The sequence below is a fragment of the Methylocella sp. CPCC 101449 genome, assembly GCF_031921685.1.
Classification (GTDB): domain Bacteria; phylum Pseudomonadota; class Alphaproteobacteria; order Rhizobiales; family Beijerinckiaceae; genus Terripilifer.
On sequence record NZ_JAPDHU010000003.1, the window covers coordinates 409,514 to 425,492 of the forward strand.

Genomic DNA, 15,979 nt, shown 5'->3' on the forward strand with positions numbered 1-15,979 from the left:
TTGACCCTGCCGCCGCAACGCGGCACAGACGGGTCGTGAGTTTCCGTATCGCCCATCTCTCCGACGCGCATATCGGCCCGCTGCCGCGGCCCATGATCCGGGAATTGCTGAACAAGCGCTTCACCGGCTACGTCAACTGGCGCCGCCGGTCGCATATCCACAATATGGAGGTCCTGGGCGAAATCGTGGCCGATATCCGCGCCCACGCCCCTGATCATGTGGCGATGACCGGCGATATTCTCAATATCGGCCTGCCGGAAGAGTTCCGCTTCGCCCGTGCCTGGCTCGAAACCCTCGGCGACCCGACCCACGTCAGCTTCGTTCCCGGCAATCACGACGCCTATGTCCGCGGCTCCCTGCCCTGGATCGTCGACACCTTCGGCCCCTGGTGCTCCAACGACGGCGACAGCAAGACCAGTTTCCCCTATCTGCGGGTGCGCGGCGACATCGCCCTCATCGGCCTCTCCTCCGGCGTGCCGACCTTGCCGCTGCTCGCCTCCGGCCGCGTCGGCGAGGCGCAGATGCGCGTCTTCGCCAGCCTACTTGAGGATACGGGCAAGCGCGGTCTCTTCCGCGTGGTGATGATCCACCATCCGCCCTGGCAGTCCGGCGCCAGCTTCGGCCGTGGCCTCACCGACGCCCGCGCCTTCGAGCGCACCGTCGCGCGCCACGGCGCCGAATTGATTCTGCATGGCCACAATCATCGGCTGATGACGCGGAAACTGGCCTCGCCCAGCGGCGCCGTGCCCAGCATCGGCGTCGCCTCGGCCTCCGCCGTGCCCGGCACGCCGCATCACCGCGCCGCCTGGCATCTCTACACCGTCGAAAAGCGCGGCAACGGCTGGTCGATCGAAGGCCGCATCCGTGGCCTGCAATCGGGCGAACGACGCGTCAGCGATCTCGGCGAAATCTCTTTTTAACGCCCGTAATTGGCGATCCACCAGGCTTCAACGATCGTCCAGAGGAAATAGCCGGCACCGGCCGCCAGGACGAGCAGCGCGATACTGCCCAAGAATTCGATGAGAAACAGAAAGGTCGTGGCGAACCAGCCGCGCCACCGCGACTGTTGCGGCGGCGGGGGAGTGATATCGGCGACCGGCGTCATGGCTTCCGCCGCTGGCGGTACAAGCGGCCGCGCCACGGGCACCGGCCGCTCCACCGGCGGCTGCGCCAGACTATCGGAGGCCAGGGCCTTTTCGCGCTCCACCAGCCGGCGGGCAATGTAATCGGTGCACGCCTCGACGATCGGATCGATCCGCTCGCTTTCCGCCAGGATGACGCGGCCGTGACGCGTATCCTGGACGAAGCGATAGACGCGCCGATCCGCCGCCATTTCCACATAGGCGATCATGTCGATGAACAGCCGCGGCCGCTCGCCGGGCACCAGTCCGGTATCGAACAGATCGACATCTTGAGGCACCTGCGCCAGCACGGGCTCCAGCGCGTCACGCAGCATTTCCAGCCGCGCCAGTTCGGCGCCGCGCAGTTCCGCCACCACAGAGGATTGCTCCGCCTGCTCGACCCGCGCCCGGCGCACCGCAGCCGTCAGGCTCGGCGGCGCCATCCGCAATTCCCTGCGCCGTTCGTGGCGTTGTTCTTGCCGCTGTTCTTGGCGCAACTCTTGCGGGCCAATGCTACGATCGTCGTCACTCATCACGCGGTCCAGACGCTGACTTAACCTTTCGTTCACTATAGCGTCGCGTGAACGCAATGACGAATCCCCGGAAAAGCGATGGTTCGAGGCAAGGTTTCCAGCATGGCTTCCAAGGTAAAGCGATCGAAAGGCTGGGATTTCTGGATCGATCGCGGCGGCACTTTCACTGATATCATCGGCCGCGCGCCTGACGGCGCTTTCGCCATTCGCAAACTGCTCTCGGAAAATCCCGGCGCCTATGCTGACGCCGCCGTCGCCGGCATTCGCGACATTCTCGGCCTTTCCGCCGACGAACCCGTGCCTTCGGCTCGTATCGCGACCGTCAAAATGGGCACGACGGTCGCCACCAATGCGCTGCTCGAACGCAAAGGCGAAAAGACCGCCCTGCTCACCACGGCGGGCTTTCGCGATGCGCTGGAAATCGGCAATCAGGCACGCCCTGACATTTTCGCCAAGCGCATCGTCAAGCCCGAACAGCTCTACGCCACCGTAATCGAAGCCAGCGAGCGCGTGCGCGCCGATGGCACGATCGAACAGCCGCTCGACGAACAGGCCGTGCGGCAACAGCTCCTCGCCGCCAAGAAGGACGGCTATACCGCGCTCGCCATCGTCTTCATGCACGCCTGGCGCTACCCCGAACATGAAAAGATCGCCGCCACCATCGCTCGCGACGTCGGCTTCGCGCAGATCTCGACCAGTCACGAAACCTCGCCGCTGATCAAGTTCGTCGGCCGGGGCGACACCACTGTGGCCGATGCCTATCTGACGCCGGTTCTGCGCCGCTATGTCGATCTGGTCGGACGCGAGCTGGGCGCCGCCGATGGCGAAGGCCCGCGCCTGATGTTCATGATGTCGTCGGGCGGCCTCACCGCCGCCGATCGCTTCGCCGGCAAGGATGCGATTCTTTCCGGCCCCGCCGGCGGTGTCGTCGCCATGGCGCGCACGGCGAAATCGGCGGGCTTCGGCAAGGTCATCGGCTTCGACATGGGCGGCACGTCGACCGACGTCGCGCATTTCGACGGCACGTTCGAGCGTGCTTTCGAAACTCAGGTCGCTGGCGTACGACTGCGCGCACCGATGATGCTCATTCACACGGTGGCGGCCGGCGGTGGCTCGATCCTGCATTTCGACGGATCGCGCTTTCGCGTCGGCCCGGATTCGGCCGGCGCCAATCCGGGTCCGAAGTCCTATCGCCGTGATGGCCCGCTCACCGTCACCGACGCCAATGTCATGACTGGCAAACTGATGCCGGCATTTTTCCCGAAGATTTTCGGGCCGGGCCGCGATGAACCTCTGGACGATGACGCGGTGCGCCAGGCTTTCGCGGAATTCGCCGCGCAAACCCACGACGGTCGCTCGCCCGAGGCCGTCGCCGATGGCTTCATCGAAATCGCTGTCGCCAACATGGCTGAGGCGGTGAAGAAGATTTCCGTGGCACGCGGCTACAACATCTCGCGCTATCTTCTGAACTGCTTTGGTGGCGCCGGCGGCCAGCATGCGTGCCTTGTCGCCGACGCGCTATCGATGAAAAGCGTGCTGGTGCATCCGCTGTCGTCTTTGCTCTCGGCCTATGGCATGGGGCTCGCCGACATCCGCTCGGTGCGCAACGTCGCGATCGAGACGGAAGCCAACGACAGGGGCTGTGCGCACTTGAAACGCGCGCTGGCACGCCTGCAAAAAGAGGCCGAGAAGGATGTCATCGCCCAGGGCGTGACACGTAAAAACGTCGTCAGCGAATATCGCGCCCATGTCCGTTATGCCGGCACCGATGCCGCCCTTGAAATCAATCTGCGGCCGGCCGCGCTCGCCACCGCCAGCCAGTTGCGCGCGGCACTGCGCCGCGAATTCCAGAAGGTACATAAGGCCCGTTTCGGCTTTGTCGACCGTCTGCGCCCCTTGATCATCGAAGCGGCCCTCGTCGAGGCGATCGGCGGCGGCGCCAGTTTCAAGGAACCGGTGAAGAAGACCCATCGCCGCAAGGCAAAGGCCGCCCAAAGGACCCGCTTCTATTCGCAGGGCCAATGGCGCGCCGCCAACGTCTATCGGCGCGCCGATCTCGAACGCGGCATGCGCATGCAAGGCCCCGCCCTGCTCATCGAACCGCATCAGACCATCGTCATCGAGGAGGGCTGGCAGGCGGAGATCACCGCGCGCGACCATGTGCTGCTGCGCCGCGTGAAGGCCCTGCCGAAGCGCCATGCGGTCGGCACCAAGGCCGATCCGGTTCTGCTGGAAGTGTTCAACAACCGTTTCATGTCCATCGCCGAACAGATGGGCGTGACATTGCAAAACACCGCAAGCTCGGTGAACATCAAGGAGCGATTGGATTTCTCTTGCGCCATTTTCGATGCCGAAGGCCGGCTGGTCGCCAATGCGCCGCATATTCCGGTTCATCTCGGCTCGATGGATCGTTCAGTCGAAATCATCATTCGTGAGAATGCCGGCAAGATCCGCCCTGGCGATATCTATGCCCTGAACGCGCCTTACAATGGCGGCACCCATTTGCCTGACATCACCGTCTGTACGCCCGTCTTTACCAAAGGCAAGATCGCCTTTTGGGTGGCCTCGCGTGGTCACCATGCCGATGTCGGTGGCCTGACGCCTGGCTCCATGTCGCCTCGGGCCACGCACATCGACGAAGAGGGCGTCTATCTCGACAATCTCAAGATTGTCGATCGCGGGCGCTTTCTCGAACGCGAGGTCAGCGCGCGCTTCACGGGCGCGCGTTATCCCGCCCGCAATGTGGCGCAGAACATTGGCGACCTGAAAGCCCAGATCGCCGCTAATACCAAGGGCGCCGAACTGCTGACACAGATGATCGCCGAATTCTCCTACCGCACGGTCGATGCCTATATGGGCCATGTGCAGGACAATGCGGAAGAAAGCGTGCGCCGGGTCATTGCGCGCTTGTCGGATGCGAGCTTCACGGTCGAACTCGATCAAGGCACACGGATATCAGCCAAGATTTCGGTCAACAAGCGCAGGCGCGAAGCGACCATCGACTTCGCGGGCACATCGCCGCAACAAAACGACAATTTCAACGCGCCCGAGCCGGTGACGCGTGCCGCCTGTCTCTACGTATTCCGCGTGCTGGTCGACAGCGACATTCCCATCAATGCCGGCTGTCTGCGTCCACTGAAAATCATTATCCCCGCAGAATCGATGCTGCGTCCGAGCTACCCGGCCGCCGTGGTCGCCGGCAATGTCGAAACCAGCCAGACAGTCACCGACTGCCTTTTCGGTGCACTCGGTGCCTTGGGCTCGGCGCAAGGCACGATGAACAATCTGACTTTCGGTAATGCGCGCTATCAATACTATGAAACCATCTGCTCGGGCGCGCCCGCCGGCGAGGGTTTTGACGGCGCCGCCGCCGTTCACACCCATATGACCAATTCACGTCTCACCGACCCTGAGATTCTCGAATTGCGTTTTCCGGTTCTGCTCGAGGATTTTCATGTCGTGCGCGGATCGGGCGGTCGCGGCCGCTGGAATGCCGGCGACGGCACGAAGCGAACCGTTCGCTTTCTTGAAGATATGGACCTCGCCATTCTCTCCGGCCGGCGTCGCGTGCAATCCTTCGGCACGCAGGGCGGCGACATGGGACGGCGCGGCTTGAACAGCGTGCGCCGTCTCGATGGCACGATCGAAACTCTGGCGGGCTGCGATCAGACGCAATTGCGCGCCGGCGAGGCCATCACCATTCTCACACCGACAGGCGGCGGATGGGGAACGGTCCCACAAGCCAAATAGATATCCCCCGCGCCGGCTTGCTCAGGCAGCGCCGGCGTATATGCTGAGCGCAACAAAAGAAGATGCGGGAGGAAAGATTGAAGGCTCTCAGCCTGTCGGCGGTTTGTACCGCTTTGATGATGACGATCGCCACAGCGTCGGCACAGCAGGATCCGGCACCAGACTTTCCCAAGTCCACAATCAAATTGGTTGTTTCCGCCGCAGCCGGCGGCGGCAATGACATGATCGCCCGCCTCGTGGCGGAACGCCTACAAGCCAAATGGGGCCAAAGCGTCATCGTCGAAAACCGCACCGGCGCCGGCAACAATATCGCGACGGAATATGTCTATAAGTCGCCGCCTGATGGTTACACGCTTCTCGTTTCGCCGCCGGCCTCACTCACGGTGAACGCGGCTCTCTTCAAGGAGCTGCGCTTCGATCCCACCAAGATCGATGCCGTCGCCATCACATCCTACATTCCCAACGTGCTTCTGGTTAGCGGCAATTCGCGTTTCAAGACAGCGCAGGAGTTTCTCGCCTTCGCCAAGGCCAATCCGGGCAAGTTGAGCTATGCCTCGCAAGGTATCGGCACCACCGGACATCTTACCGGCGCTTTGCTCGAGCAATTGCTCGGCACCAAGCAATTGCACGTGCCCTATGGCGGTGCCGCCCCCGCGCTCAACGATGTCATGGCCGGCCACATCGATTTCATGGTCGCCGACATCGGCACCGTCCTGCCTTTGGCCCAGGATGGCAAGCTGCGCATGCTCGCAACCTTGACGAAGGACCCTTCGCCCGTGGCGCCTGAACTGCCGACCATCGCTTCGGTCGGCCTGCCCGAGCTGCTCTCCGACACGTGGACGGCCTTCACCGCGCCGCCAGGCACACCCATGCCGATCCGGCGCAAATATGCGGCGGCCTTGCGCGAGATCATCTTCTCGCCCGACATTCGCGCCCGCATCGAACAGGTCGGCATCGTGCCCTGGGGTCTCGATCCTGAACAGTCGGCTGATCTGATCAAACGCGAAACTGAGCGCTGGACCGACGTGGTGCGCAAGGCCAACGTCGGCATGGACCAATAAAAAATGCCGCGGTTTCGCCGCGGCATTTTTCATCGTGCCAGAACCTTCAGGCCTTGAGCACCTTCGCCCATTTCACCAGATTGTCGAGCAACTGCCGCATCAGCTCTTTGCCGACGGGATCCGTGAACTTGCCGTTCGCATCGAACTTGTCCGGCGCGCCAGCCACGATGACATGCGGGTTGTTGACCGGGAAAGCGTTGAGCGCGACGAGGATGTGGCGCAGGTGGAACTGGGCGCGGATGCCGCCCGTCGGGCCGCCCGAAGCGCTGATCAAGGCGCAAGGCTTGTTGTTAAAAGGCTGATCCGGCGGACGCGAGGCCCAATCGATCGCATTCTTGAGCGCGGAAGAGACCGAATAATTATATTCGGGCGTCGCGATCACGATGCCATCGGCGGCGGCAACTTGCGCGCGGAAACGCTGCGCTTGCGCCGGATAGCCGGCCAGCCGCACGTCGTCGTTATAGAGCGGAATATCGCCGATCTCCGCATAGGTGAATTCCATTCCTTCGGGCGCTACGTCCTGCATGGCATGCAGGGTCAGCGTGTTGAACGAGCCTTTGCGCAAGCTTCCCGAGATCGCAAGTACCTTAAATCCGCTCATGGCAAATCCTGATCAAATGAAAGTTCGGCCCCGTTAAGGGCCGTCGCCAGACCTGCCATATTCAAGCCCCATAAGCAAAAAGGCCGGGCGATGCCCGGCCTTCCGTCATTGAGAGGTGAACCGTGCGGCTCAGCCGATCTGCTGGATCGCCGACAGCTTCCAATCCTGCGGCTTGCCGCCGGTCGGACGCACGAAGGTCCAGATTTCGGTGACCTCGTTCGGCTTGTTGAGGTCACCCTCGATCAGCTTGCCGGTAACCCGGTCGACCACAGCATCGATGAGCGAGAAGCGCATCGCCACGGTGGCATATTCATAGTCCGGCTCGCTCCACGACTCGGACAGATCGCCCTGCAGCAGCTTGACGTTGTCTGCCTTGGTCGCCTGACCGCGCTTCTTCATGGCTTCGAGATCGTCCTCGAAATAGCCGGCCATTTCCGGCGTGACGATCCGGCGCAAGGTCGCCGTATCTTCGGCCGCATAAGCGGTCTGCACATCGGCGAGCAGGCGTTCGAAGGCGGCATAGTCCTCGCCCTCGACATTCAGCTTCTTCGTCACCGGCTGCGCGGCCGCGCCACCACCGAACATCGAGGAGCCGAAGCTCGACGACGTATTGGCAGGCTGCTCATTGGCCGTGCGTGCATAACCGTCCTGGGGGGCGCCGCCCTGCAAGCCCGACATGCGCGGCGTACCCGTGGCCATCGCGGGCTGCTGGCGACGACGCCACCAGTTGAGCGCGAGCATGGCGATACCGGCGATCAGTGCGATCTGAAGCAGGAAGCCGAACATGCCGGCGAGCGAACCGAGCCCACTGAACAGACCGCTGCCAGAGAGCAGGCCGAAAATGCCCGCACCGATCAGGCCGCCCATGATACCGCGTGCCAGTGGCGACGAGAACATGCCGCCGCCTGCGGCGGGTGTCGCCGGACGATTGAACGACTGCTGCGGCTGCGGCGATTGCGTGCGCTGCATCTGCCCTGCGTTCGGCGCCGTCGGCGTCGCGCGCGGTGCGCTGTTCGTAAACGATCCCCGGCTACCCATGCTGCCGCCCGAGCCCGCGCGCGCATGCGCGAACATAGGCGCAAGCGCGAGGGCCACAACCGTCGCGACAGCCAGAAGACGGCCGGAACGGCCAATCTTGATCGATGACATTGGTGTCTCCAGATCCCTTCAGTCGTCGCGAACCGATGCGGCTCGTACAGACGACGCAGCAAATATCGTGAGCGCGAGGCCTCACCACAAGTGCGCAAGTACTACAGTAATTTTACCTGAGCGCGATTACGGTGTTAGATCACGCAGTTAGCGGAGCGGTTAGGGAGACGATCTCGGCCTGTTAAACGAAGCCAAAAACGATAGCGCCGATAAAGGCGAAGGCCGCAACGAGGGCCAACAGATCGACTTTCTGAGCATTCACCATGCATGCCTCCCAAGTCGGAACTGATGCCCTTGAGTCTAGCGGTCGGATAAAAAAACGCCAGTGCCTTTTGTCCTCTGGGGAGAACTCCGGCGCGAACCCAGGGATTACCCCGCCATTTCAGGCCCATGCCGCACAGCCAAAAGGGGCGGTTCGACACCGCCCCCTTTCCACCGCATTTTATGCATTCAGCCGAGAAGTTCGATCTTGGCCAGTTTGACATAGTCGCCCCAGGCCTTGGTGTCGGCGAGCAGCAATTCCTTGAGCAGTTTGGAATCGCCGGGGAATGGATCGGTGCCGATGTTGCCGAGGAATTTCACCGTCTCGGGATCAATCGCGATCTGATTGAACCACACTTCGAGTTTGTCGAGCAGCGGCTTTGGCGTTTTCGCCGGCATATGCACCGACCACCACGCAATCAGATTGCTATTGGGAATGCCCGCTTCACGCGCGCCTGGAATATCGGGCAGCGATTTCATCCGTTCCGCCGCGCCAAGCGCCAGCGGCCGCACCTTGCCTTGCTCGATGAGACCTTTGACGCCGACCGGATCGATATGAACGAAGGCCAGTTGCTCGTTGACGAGGTCGTTGAACATCGCCGAGGTCTCTTTGTATTTCACCTCGACGGTCTTGAGATCGAACTGCGCCTTGTAAATCTCGCTCGACACGAGGCCCGTGTTCGCAACCGAACCGTAGGAAGCCTTGTCGCCCTGCTCTTTAAGATAAGCCGTGAGTTCGGCGACGGTCTTCCACGGCTTGCTCGCCGGCACGCAGAGAATGAAAGCCAGCTTCGACAAGGTCGTCACATGTTCGAAATCGTTGATCGGATCGAACGACAGCTTCTTGAACAGGTGCGGCGCCGCCGCGAGCACCGAACTGCCCGGCGCGATATAGATCGTCAATCCATCGGGCTTGGCGCGCGCCACATATTCAGTGGCGATGTTGCCGAAGGCGCCAGGCTTGTTTTCGACGATCACCGTGCGCTGCGAGAGCTGCGCCAGCTTGTTGGCATAGAAGCGCACCAGCACGTCCGCGCCCGTCCCCGGCGGAAACATGCAGATGGCCCGCAGCGGCCCGGATGGATAATCGCTCTGCGCAAATGCGCCTCCAGCCAGCGGCAGTGCAGCCGCCCCCGCGCTGGCGGCCACGAATTGACGACGTGTGAACATGCCTCTCCTCCCTCTGGCCGGCCGCCCTTCGTCTATAAGTCAAGCTCACGCTTGATCGTCGAACGCGGTTAAATCCGGCGCTTCACAGTTTCCCTGACATCACAGGTTAAATCGCTTTCCGCCAAAGGAAAAGCGGCCAAAATCAGTCGCTAGGCGATTGTCCCGCCTCTGGGATTTTGCCCACTCGCGGCTAAGGCGGGGGATGGTTGCGTCACGGCGCGCCCTCCCCTATAAGCCCGGCGCGTGCCTGTTTCCGACACCCCTGGAGGCGAAGGCGCGTTTTTCCATTGAAAAGGACACGTTATGGCAACAGCGATCAAGCAGTTGGCCGCCACGGTCCGCGACGGGATCGGCAAGGGGGCCGCCCGCAGCGTTCGTCGTGAAGGCAAGGTACCGGGTGTGATCTATGGCGGCGGCGATGCCCCGCAGGCGATCAGCCTCGACTACAAAAATCTCAACCAGCTCATCTACGCCGGGCATTTCCTGACGACGATTTTCGAAATCGACGTCGCCGGCCGCAAGGAACGCGTGATTCCGCGCGACTATCAGCTCGATGTCGTCCGCGACACGCCGCTGCACGTCGACTTCCTGCGTCTGAAGCCGGGTTCGTCCCTGCGCGTCAACGTGCCGGTCCACTTCACCGGTCAGGAAACCAGCCCCGGCATCAAGCAGGGTGGTTCGCTCAACATCGTCCGTCACACGATCGAGATGCGCGTTCCTGCCGACAACATTCCGGAAGCTTTGGTGGCTGACATCAGCGCCATGGGCATCAACGATTCGCTGCACATCTCGGCGATCGCCCTGCCGGAAGGCTGCAAGCCGCTGATCACCGATCGCGACTTCACCATCGCCACGATCGCGCCGCCGGCGAAGGCCGAGGAAACCCCGGCCGCTGCGGCTGCCGCGGCTCCGGCCGCTGGTGCCGCCCCGGCTGCTGGCGCTGCTGCTCCGGCTGCCGCCGCCAAGGCGCCGGCTGCGAAGAAGTAATTCGGCTTTGGCCGTCAGGAACGCCCGCGCCCCAAAGCGCGGGCGTTTTTGTTTGTACATCCGCTTAGCGATCTTGTAGCCAGAACCAATGCTTCTCCTCGTCGGCCTCGGCAATCCAGGCAGCAAATATGCCGGCAACCGGCACAACATCGGTTTCATGTGCATCGACGCCATTGCGCGCGCGCATGGCTTTCCCATTCTGCGCCGCCGCTTCCAGGGTCTCGCCACCGAGGGCACGATCGGCACCCAGCGCGTCATTCTGCTGGAACCGCAGACCTATATGAACGAAAGTGGCCGCTCGGTCGCCGAAGCCGCCCGCTTCCATAAAATCCCGACGGCCGACGTCATCGTCTTCCACGACGAACTCGATCTCGCCGCCGGCAAGCTGCGCGTCAAGAAAGGCGGCGGCAATGCCGGCCACAATGGCTTGCGTTCGATTACCGCCCACATTGGCAACGACTATCGCCGCATCCGGCTTGGCATCGGCCATCCCGGCGTGAAGGAACTCGTCCATAGCCACGTACTGAGCGACTTCGCCCGCGCCGACCAACCCTGGGTCGATGCGCTATGCGATTCCGTTGCCGACCACATCGCTCTGGTTGCCGCCGGCAACGATGCCGAGTTCCAGAACCGCGTTCATCGCGCCATGGAAGACGCCGGCTTCGGCGAAAAGGAAAAAGACAAATGAATTAAATTTGCGCAGAGGAACGCGAACCGCCGCGACACTGCCCCATTTCACCAAATGCGGTTCAACAAAAAAACGGCAAAGAGGAAACATGACGGATATAGCCCAAGTCAAAGACGATCTCGTCACCGCCAATCGCATTCTCGCCTATCACCATGTGGTCGATTCCTTCGGCCATGTCTCGATCCGCCATCCGGAAAATCCGCAGCATTTCCTGCTGTCGCGCGCCCGCGCGCCCAATTGCGTCGAAGTCGGCGACGTCATGGAATTCACCCTCGACGGCAAGACGGTCGGCCACGAGCCGGGCAAGCCCTATTCGGAACGCTTCATTCATGGTGCCGTCTACGAAGCCCGGCCGGACGTGATGGCGGTGGTTCATAACCACAGCCCGAATGTCGTGCCCTTCACCGTGCAGTCGCGCCGCAAGCTGCGGCCGATCATGCATATGTGCGCGCCGATTGGCACCGATATTCCGACCTGGGACATCGCGCATAAATTCGGCGCCACCAATCTGCTCGTCACCAATATGGAAATGGGACGCGATCTCGCCCAGACGCTCGGCAAGCGCACGGTCGCTTTGATGCGCGGCCACGGCAGCACCGTCGCCGGCAAATCGCTGCGCGACGTGGTGTTCACCTCCATCTACATGGAGATCAACGCCGAGATGCTGATCAAGGCCTATCAATTGGGTGACGGCGACATCGTGCCGATGAGCGACGAGGAAGTAGCCGCCAACACCAAAGGCCGCGCCGGTTTCACCTATGAACGCGGCTGGGAAAACTGGTGCCGCCTCGTCGGCCGCCCCTACTATCCGCAGAACTGGGAAATGGGGCCCGGCTTCTCCAAAACCGACAAATAAGCCTGATAAATAAGTAGCTCTCCGATCGCGGGCTTCCTAGCCGAGGAGGTCAGCGTTTTCATGTTTATCCGCCGGCCCTCCCCGCATTAATCTAGGCGCATGTCTCGCTGGAGTATTGCGCCATGGACCGGCTGACGAGCATGGATGTCTTTGCGAAAATCGTCGCCAGCGGCAGTTTCGCTGGCGCCGCCCGCCGCGCTCAACTCTCCCCCACCGTCGTCAGCAAGCACGTTCAATCGCTTGAGAAATGGCTCGGCGTGCGCCTTTTCAATCGCTCGACGCGCCGCATCGCGCTGACCGAAGCCGGCGAGGCTTTCCTTGAACGCTGCACACGCATCCTGTCAGAGATCGATGCAGCGACGGGTGCTGCCGGTGAATTACAGACCACATTGCGCGGCAAGCTGCGCGTCAGCGCGCCCGGAGCCTTCGGCAGTTTGCAGGTCGCGCCCGCGATCGTCGATTACATGGCGCAAAATCCCGACATCAACATTCAGCTCGATCTCAATGATCGCTATGTCGACATCCTCGGCGAAGGCTACGACCTTGCGGTGATTGTCGGGCACCTGCCGGACTCAACCCTCACCGCCCGGCGCCTGGCGCCGATCCGCTTCGTCACCTGTGCCGCACCCACCTATCTCGAGCGGCGCGGCACGCCGCAACATCCTTCCGATCTGCGCCATCACGACTGCCTGCAATACACCGGCTTCCTCTGGACGCCCCACGAATGGCGATTTCTGACGCCGGACGGCGAACCGCTCGTCGTGCAATTGCAACCGCGCCTCGCGTCCGCCACGATGGCGTTGCGCAACGCCGTGGTGCGCGGTGCCGGCATCATGCAAGGCCCGGTCTATACGGTCGCCGAAGACTTAGCGGCCGGACGTCTGGTGTCCGTGCTCGATGACTACACCGTGCCGGAATTCAGCGTTTATGCGGTCCATGCCCAGGGCCGCCATCCTTCCGCCAAGCTTCGCAGTTTTATTGATCTCCTCAGTGCCCGCTTCAAGCCAAGGCCGCCCTGGGATCTGCTGACCGCCTGATCGGGATTATCCACGATTTGGAAGCTCAGTCTGTCCTGATCGCGATATTGTCGCCCCTGCCCCGCTCTCTACCATCGCTCTCCTGACCAATCATGGAGGGCGCATGCAATTCCATCTCAATGGTCGCCCTGTCGATTTCGACGGCGACAAGCAAACACCCCTACTCTGGGTAATCCGCGACTGGGCACAACTCACCGGAACAAAATATGGCTGCGGCATCGCCCAATGTGGCGCATGCACCGTTCACATCGATGGTGCACCGACCCGCTCCTGCGTCCTGCCGGTCGAAGCCGTCGAAGGCCGTAAGGTCACCACCATCGAAGGGCTGTCGAAGGATCGCTCGCATCCCATTCAAAAAGCCTGGATCGAAAAAGACGTGCCCCAGTGCGGTTACTGCCAGTCGGGCATGATCATGGCGGCGGCGGCTCTGCTGCAAGAATTTCCCAAGCCGACAGACAGCCAGATCAACGACACGATGACCAATCTCTGTCGCTGTGCCACCTATCATCGGATCCGGGAGGCCATCCATGCCGCAGCCAATGCTTGATCGCCGCGGCTTTCTCCAAGGCCTTTCGCTCGCCACCGGCGCCTTGCTGGTGCCGCTCGCCGTTTCCCGCTCGGTCGAAGCGGCTGAGAACATCGTCGAGATCACCGATTGGATTCGCATCGAACGCAGCGGCCGTACCATCCTTGGTCTCTCGCAATGCGAGGTCGGCCAAGGCGTCTACACCGGATTGCCGCAGATCCTCGCCGATGAACTCGATGCAGACTGGTCGATGGTCAGCGTCGAATTTGTCACCGCCCGCGACGCCTATCGCATGGCGGCCGCAAACGAGGAGTTGCAGCAATTCGTCGGCGCCTCCACATCGACGACGGTCTTTCACGATCGGTTGCGCCTTGCCGGCGCGCAGGCCCGCGAAGCCCTGGTTCAGGCGGCCGCCGACCGCTGGCGCGTGCGTTCAACCCAATGCGAAGCCAAAAACGGCCGCGTCATCCACACGCCGACGAGCCGTTCCTTATCATTCGGCGATATCGCGGAAGCCGCCTCCAAGCTCGCGCTCAATCCGCATCCGAAGCTGAAACCGCCATCCGAACGCCACCTGATCGGCAAAAATCTCAAACGTCTCGATACGCCGGCGAAGGTCGACGGCAGCGCCATCTTCGGCATCGACGTGCGCGTGCCCGATATGCTGTTTGGCGCCGTCTGGATGACGCCGACACAGACCGGCAAGGTCAAGGCGATCCGGAACGAGGCCGAAATTCTCGCCCGCCCCGGCGTCAAGGCCGTGGTGACCGCGCCATTCTGGCCGACGCCTGTCCACAACACCGTGATTGTCGTGGCCGACAGCTATTGGATCGCCAAACAGGCAACCAATGCCCTGGATGTCGATTTCGATCCTGGCGTCTCGGCAACGCTGAACAGCGACAAGATCATGAAAGATCGGCTCGCCGCGCTGGATGCGGACAAGGCAGTCGTCGCCACGGAGATCGGCGATGTCGGCAAGGTCTTGGCCGCTGCCCCCGGCAAGGTCATCGAAGCGCGCTATCACACGCCCTATCTGACCCACGCCACCATGGAACCCGTGGTCGCCACCGCACATGTGCGCGACGGTGAAATCGAGGTCTGGGGGCCGATTCAAGGCCAGGACATGGTGCGCTGGACGCTTGCCAAGAATTTCGGCGTGCCAGCCAATAAGGTGATCGTCCACACGACGTTTCTTGGCGGCAGTTTCGGCCGCAAATATGTGCCCGACTTCGTCTTGCATGCCGCCATCGCCTCGAAGGCCGTCGGCCGGCCGGTAAAGGTGATCCGCTCGCGCGAAGACGACATGCGCCATAGCTATTATCGGCCTTGTGCCTCAGCGCGCATGCGAGCCGTGCTCGGGCCGGACGGCTATCCGACCGCAATGCACGCACGTGTCGTCGGCGAATCCCTCTATGCGATGATCAAGCCCAAGGCGATGCAGGCGGCTGGCGGCTGGGACGAGACCATGCTCGATGCGATCTATGATCTCATCTATGCCATGCCCAATCTCACCGTCGACAATATCGACGTGAAACAGCCCATACCGGTGAGCTTCATGCGCACGGTCGGCAGCACATCCTCGGTCTTCTTCCTGGAAAGCTTCATCAACGAATTGGCCGATGCCGCCAAGATCGATCCCTATCTCTATCGGAAACATCTTCTGGCACATGATTCCAGAGCCGTTGCGGTGCTCGACCGCGTGACGGAAGCCGCCGGCTGGAACAAGCCGGCCTCATCCGGGCGCCATCGCGGCATCGCCTTCAATCTCTACACGGGTCGTGGGGGGGCTTTTGAAAGCTATGTCGCCCATGTGGTCGAGATCGAAATGGTGAAAGGCCGCGTCGCCGTGCGTCGCGTCGTCTGTGCCGCCGACGTCGGCACCGTGGTCAATCCGGGGCTCGTGCGTGCCAATATCGAGGGCGGCATCGGCTTTGCGCTGACCAATACGCTGAAGAGCGAAATCACCTTCGCCAAAGGCGCAGTCGAACAAGGCAATTTCGATGCTTACCCGCTGCTCACCCTGGCCGAAATGCCGGAGATCGAAGTGGTTCTGATCGACAGCGATCGCCCGCCGCAAGGCTGCGGCGAGGTGGCGCTCGCTCCCGTCGCCCCTGCGGTCGCCCAGGCGATCTACCGGGCGACCAACAAGCGCATCAGATCGATGCCGTTCGAAAATGCGGCCAATACGCTACGCACCGATTAAGAAGACAAATGCCCGGCGGCGCGCCGGGCATTTTTT

At 62.1% G+C, this 15,979-nt stretch carries 13 protein-coding genes; 9 read left to right on the top strand and 4 right to left on the bottom strand.

What is annotated here, in order from left to right; translation table 11 throughout:
• Positions 1-35 precede the first annotated feature (35 nt).
• A complete protein-coding gene (locus OIM99_RS22130; protein WP_311852648.1) occupies positions 36-920 on the top strand; it encodes a metallophosphoesterase in 885 nt (294 codons plus the stop codon).
• On the opposite strand, the gene OIM99_RS22135 is transcribed toward OIM99_RS22130, so the two are convergent.
• Positions 917-1,564: a hypothetical protein gene (locus tag OIM99_RS22135; protein WP_409371560.1), complete on the bottom strand. Its 648-nt coding sequence runs from the start codon at positions 1,562-1,564 to the stop codon at positions 917-919. The genes OIM99_RS22130 and OIM99_RS22135 overlap by 4 nt on opposite strands.
• A gap of 192 nt (positions 1,565-1,756) precedes the next feature.
• Between OIM99_RS22135 and OIM99_RS22140 the strand changes: the two genes are divergently transcribed.
• Together OIM99_RS22140 and OIM99_RS22145 are read left to right on the top strand one after the other, a co-directional pair.
• Positions 1,757-5,404, top strand: a complete 3,648-nt coding sequence (locus tag OIM99_RS22140) for a hydantoinase B/oxoprolinase family protein (RefSeq protein WP_311852650.1) — start codon at positions 1,757-1,759, stop codon at positions 5,402-5,404.
• 77 nt (positions 5,405-5,481) lie between these two features.
• On the top strand, positions 5,482-6,465 hold the full coding sequence (locus tag OIM99_RS22145) for a tripartite tricarboxylate transporter substrate binding protein (protein ID WP_311852651.1): 984 nt from the start codon (positions 5,482-5,484) through the stop codon (positions 6,463-6,465).
• 46 nt (positions 6,466-6,511) lie between these two features.
• Here the strand turns inward: OIM99_RS22145 and OIM99_RS22150 are convergent, their stop codons facing one another.
• From OIM99_RS22150 to OIM99_RS22160, 3 genes are all read right to left on the bottom strand, one after another.
• Positions 6,512-7,066 (bottom strand): NADPH-dependent FMN reductase, encoded by a 555-nt coding sequence (locus OIM99_RS22150; protein ID WP_311852652.1) that lies wholly within the window; start codon positions 7,064-7,066, stop codon positions 6,512-6,514.
• Positions 7,067-7,195: 129 nt separating this feature from the next.
• The gene (locus OIM99_RS22155; RefSeq protein WP_311852653.1) at positions 7,196-8,215 is read right to left on the bottom strand and encodes a Tim44 domain-containing protein; all 1,020 of its coding nucleotides are present in this window, start codon (positions 8,213-8,215) and stop codon (positions 7,196-7,198) included.
• A gap of 450 nt (positions 8,216-8,665) precedes the next feature.
• The gene (locus OIM99_RS22160) at positions 8,666-9,646 is read right to left on the bottom strand and encodes a tripartite tricarboxylate transporter substrate binding protein (protein WP_311852654.1); all 981 of its coding nucleotides are present in this window, start codon (positions 9,644-9,646) and stop codon (positions 8,666-8,668) included.
• Positions 9,647-9,949: 303 nt separating this feature from the next.
• On the opposite strand from OIM99_RS22160, the gene OIM99_RS22165 reads away from it, so the two are divergent.
• From OIM99_RS22165 to OIM99_RS22190, 6 genes are all read left to right on the top strand, one after another.
• Positions 9,950-10,633, top strand: coding sequence for a 50S ribosomal protein L25/general stress protein Ctc (locus OIM99_RS22165; RefSeq protein WP_311852655.1), 684 nt, complete (start codon positions 9,950-9,952; stop codon positions 10,631-10,633).
• Positions 10,634-10,721: 88 nt separating this feature from the next.
• Positions 10,722-11,321, top strand: coding sequence for an aminoacyl-tRNA hydrolase (gene pth, locus OIM99_RS22170; RefSeq protein ID WP_311852656.1), 600 nt, complete (start codon positions 10,722-10,724; stop codon positions 11,319-11,321).
• An 88-nt stretch (positions 11,322-11,409) separates the two neighbouring features.
• A complete protein-coding gene (locus OIM99_RS22175) occupies positions 11,410-12,177 on the top strand; it encodes a class II aldolase/adducin family protein (RefSeq protein WP_311852657.1) in 768 nt (255 codons plus the stop codon).
• A gap of 122 nt (positions 12,178-12,299) precedes the next feature.
• Complete coding sequence (locus OIM99_RS22180) at positions 12,300-13,214, top strand: LysR substrate-binding domain-containing protein (RefSeq protein ID WP_311852658.1); 915 nt, start codon at positions 12,300-12,302, stop codon at positions 13,212-13,214.
• Between the two features lie 103 nt (positions 13,215-13,317).
• Positions 13,318-13,761, top strand: coding sequence for a 2Fe-2S iron-sulfur cluster-binding protein (locus tag OIM99_RS22185; protein WP_311852659.1), 444 nt, complete (start codon positions 13,318-13,320; stop codon positions 13,759-13,761).
• Positions 13,742-15,943, top strand: a complete 2,202-nt coding sequence (locus OIM99_RS22190) for a molybdopterin cofactor-binding domain-containing protein (protein WP_311852660.1) — start codon at positions 13,742-13,744, stop codon at positions 15,941-15,943. The genes OIM99_RS22185 and OIM99_RS22190 overlap by 20 nt, the downstream gene beginning before the upstream one ends.
• Positions 15,944-15,979: the final 36 nt, after the last annotated feature.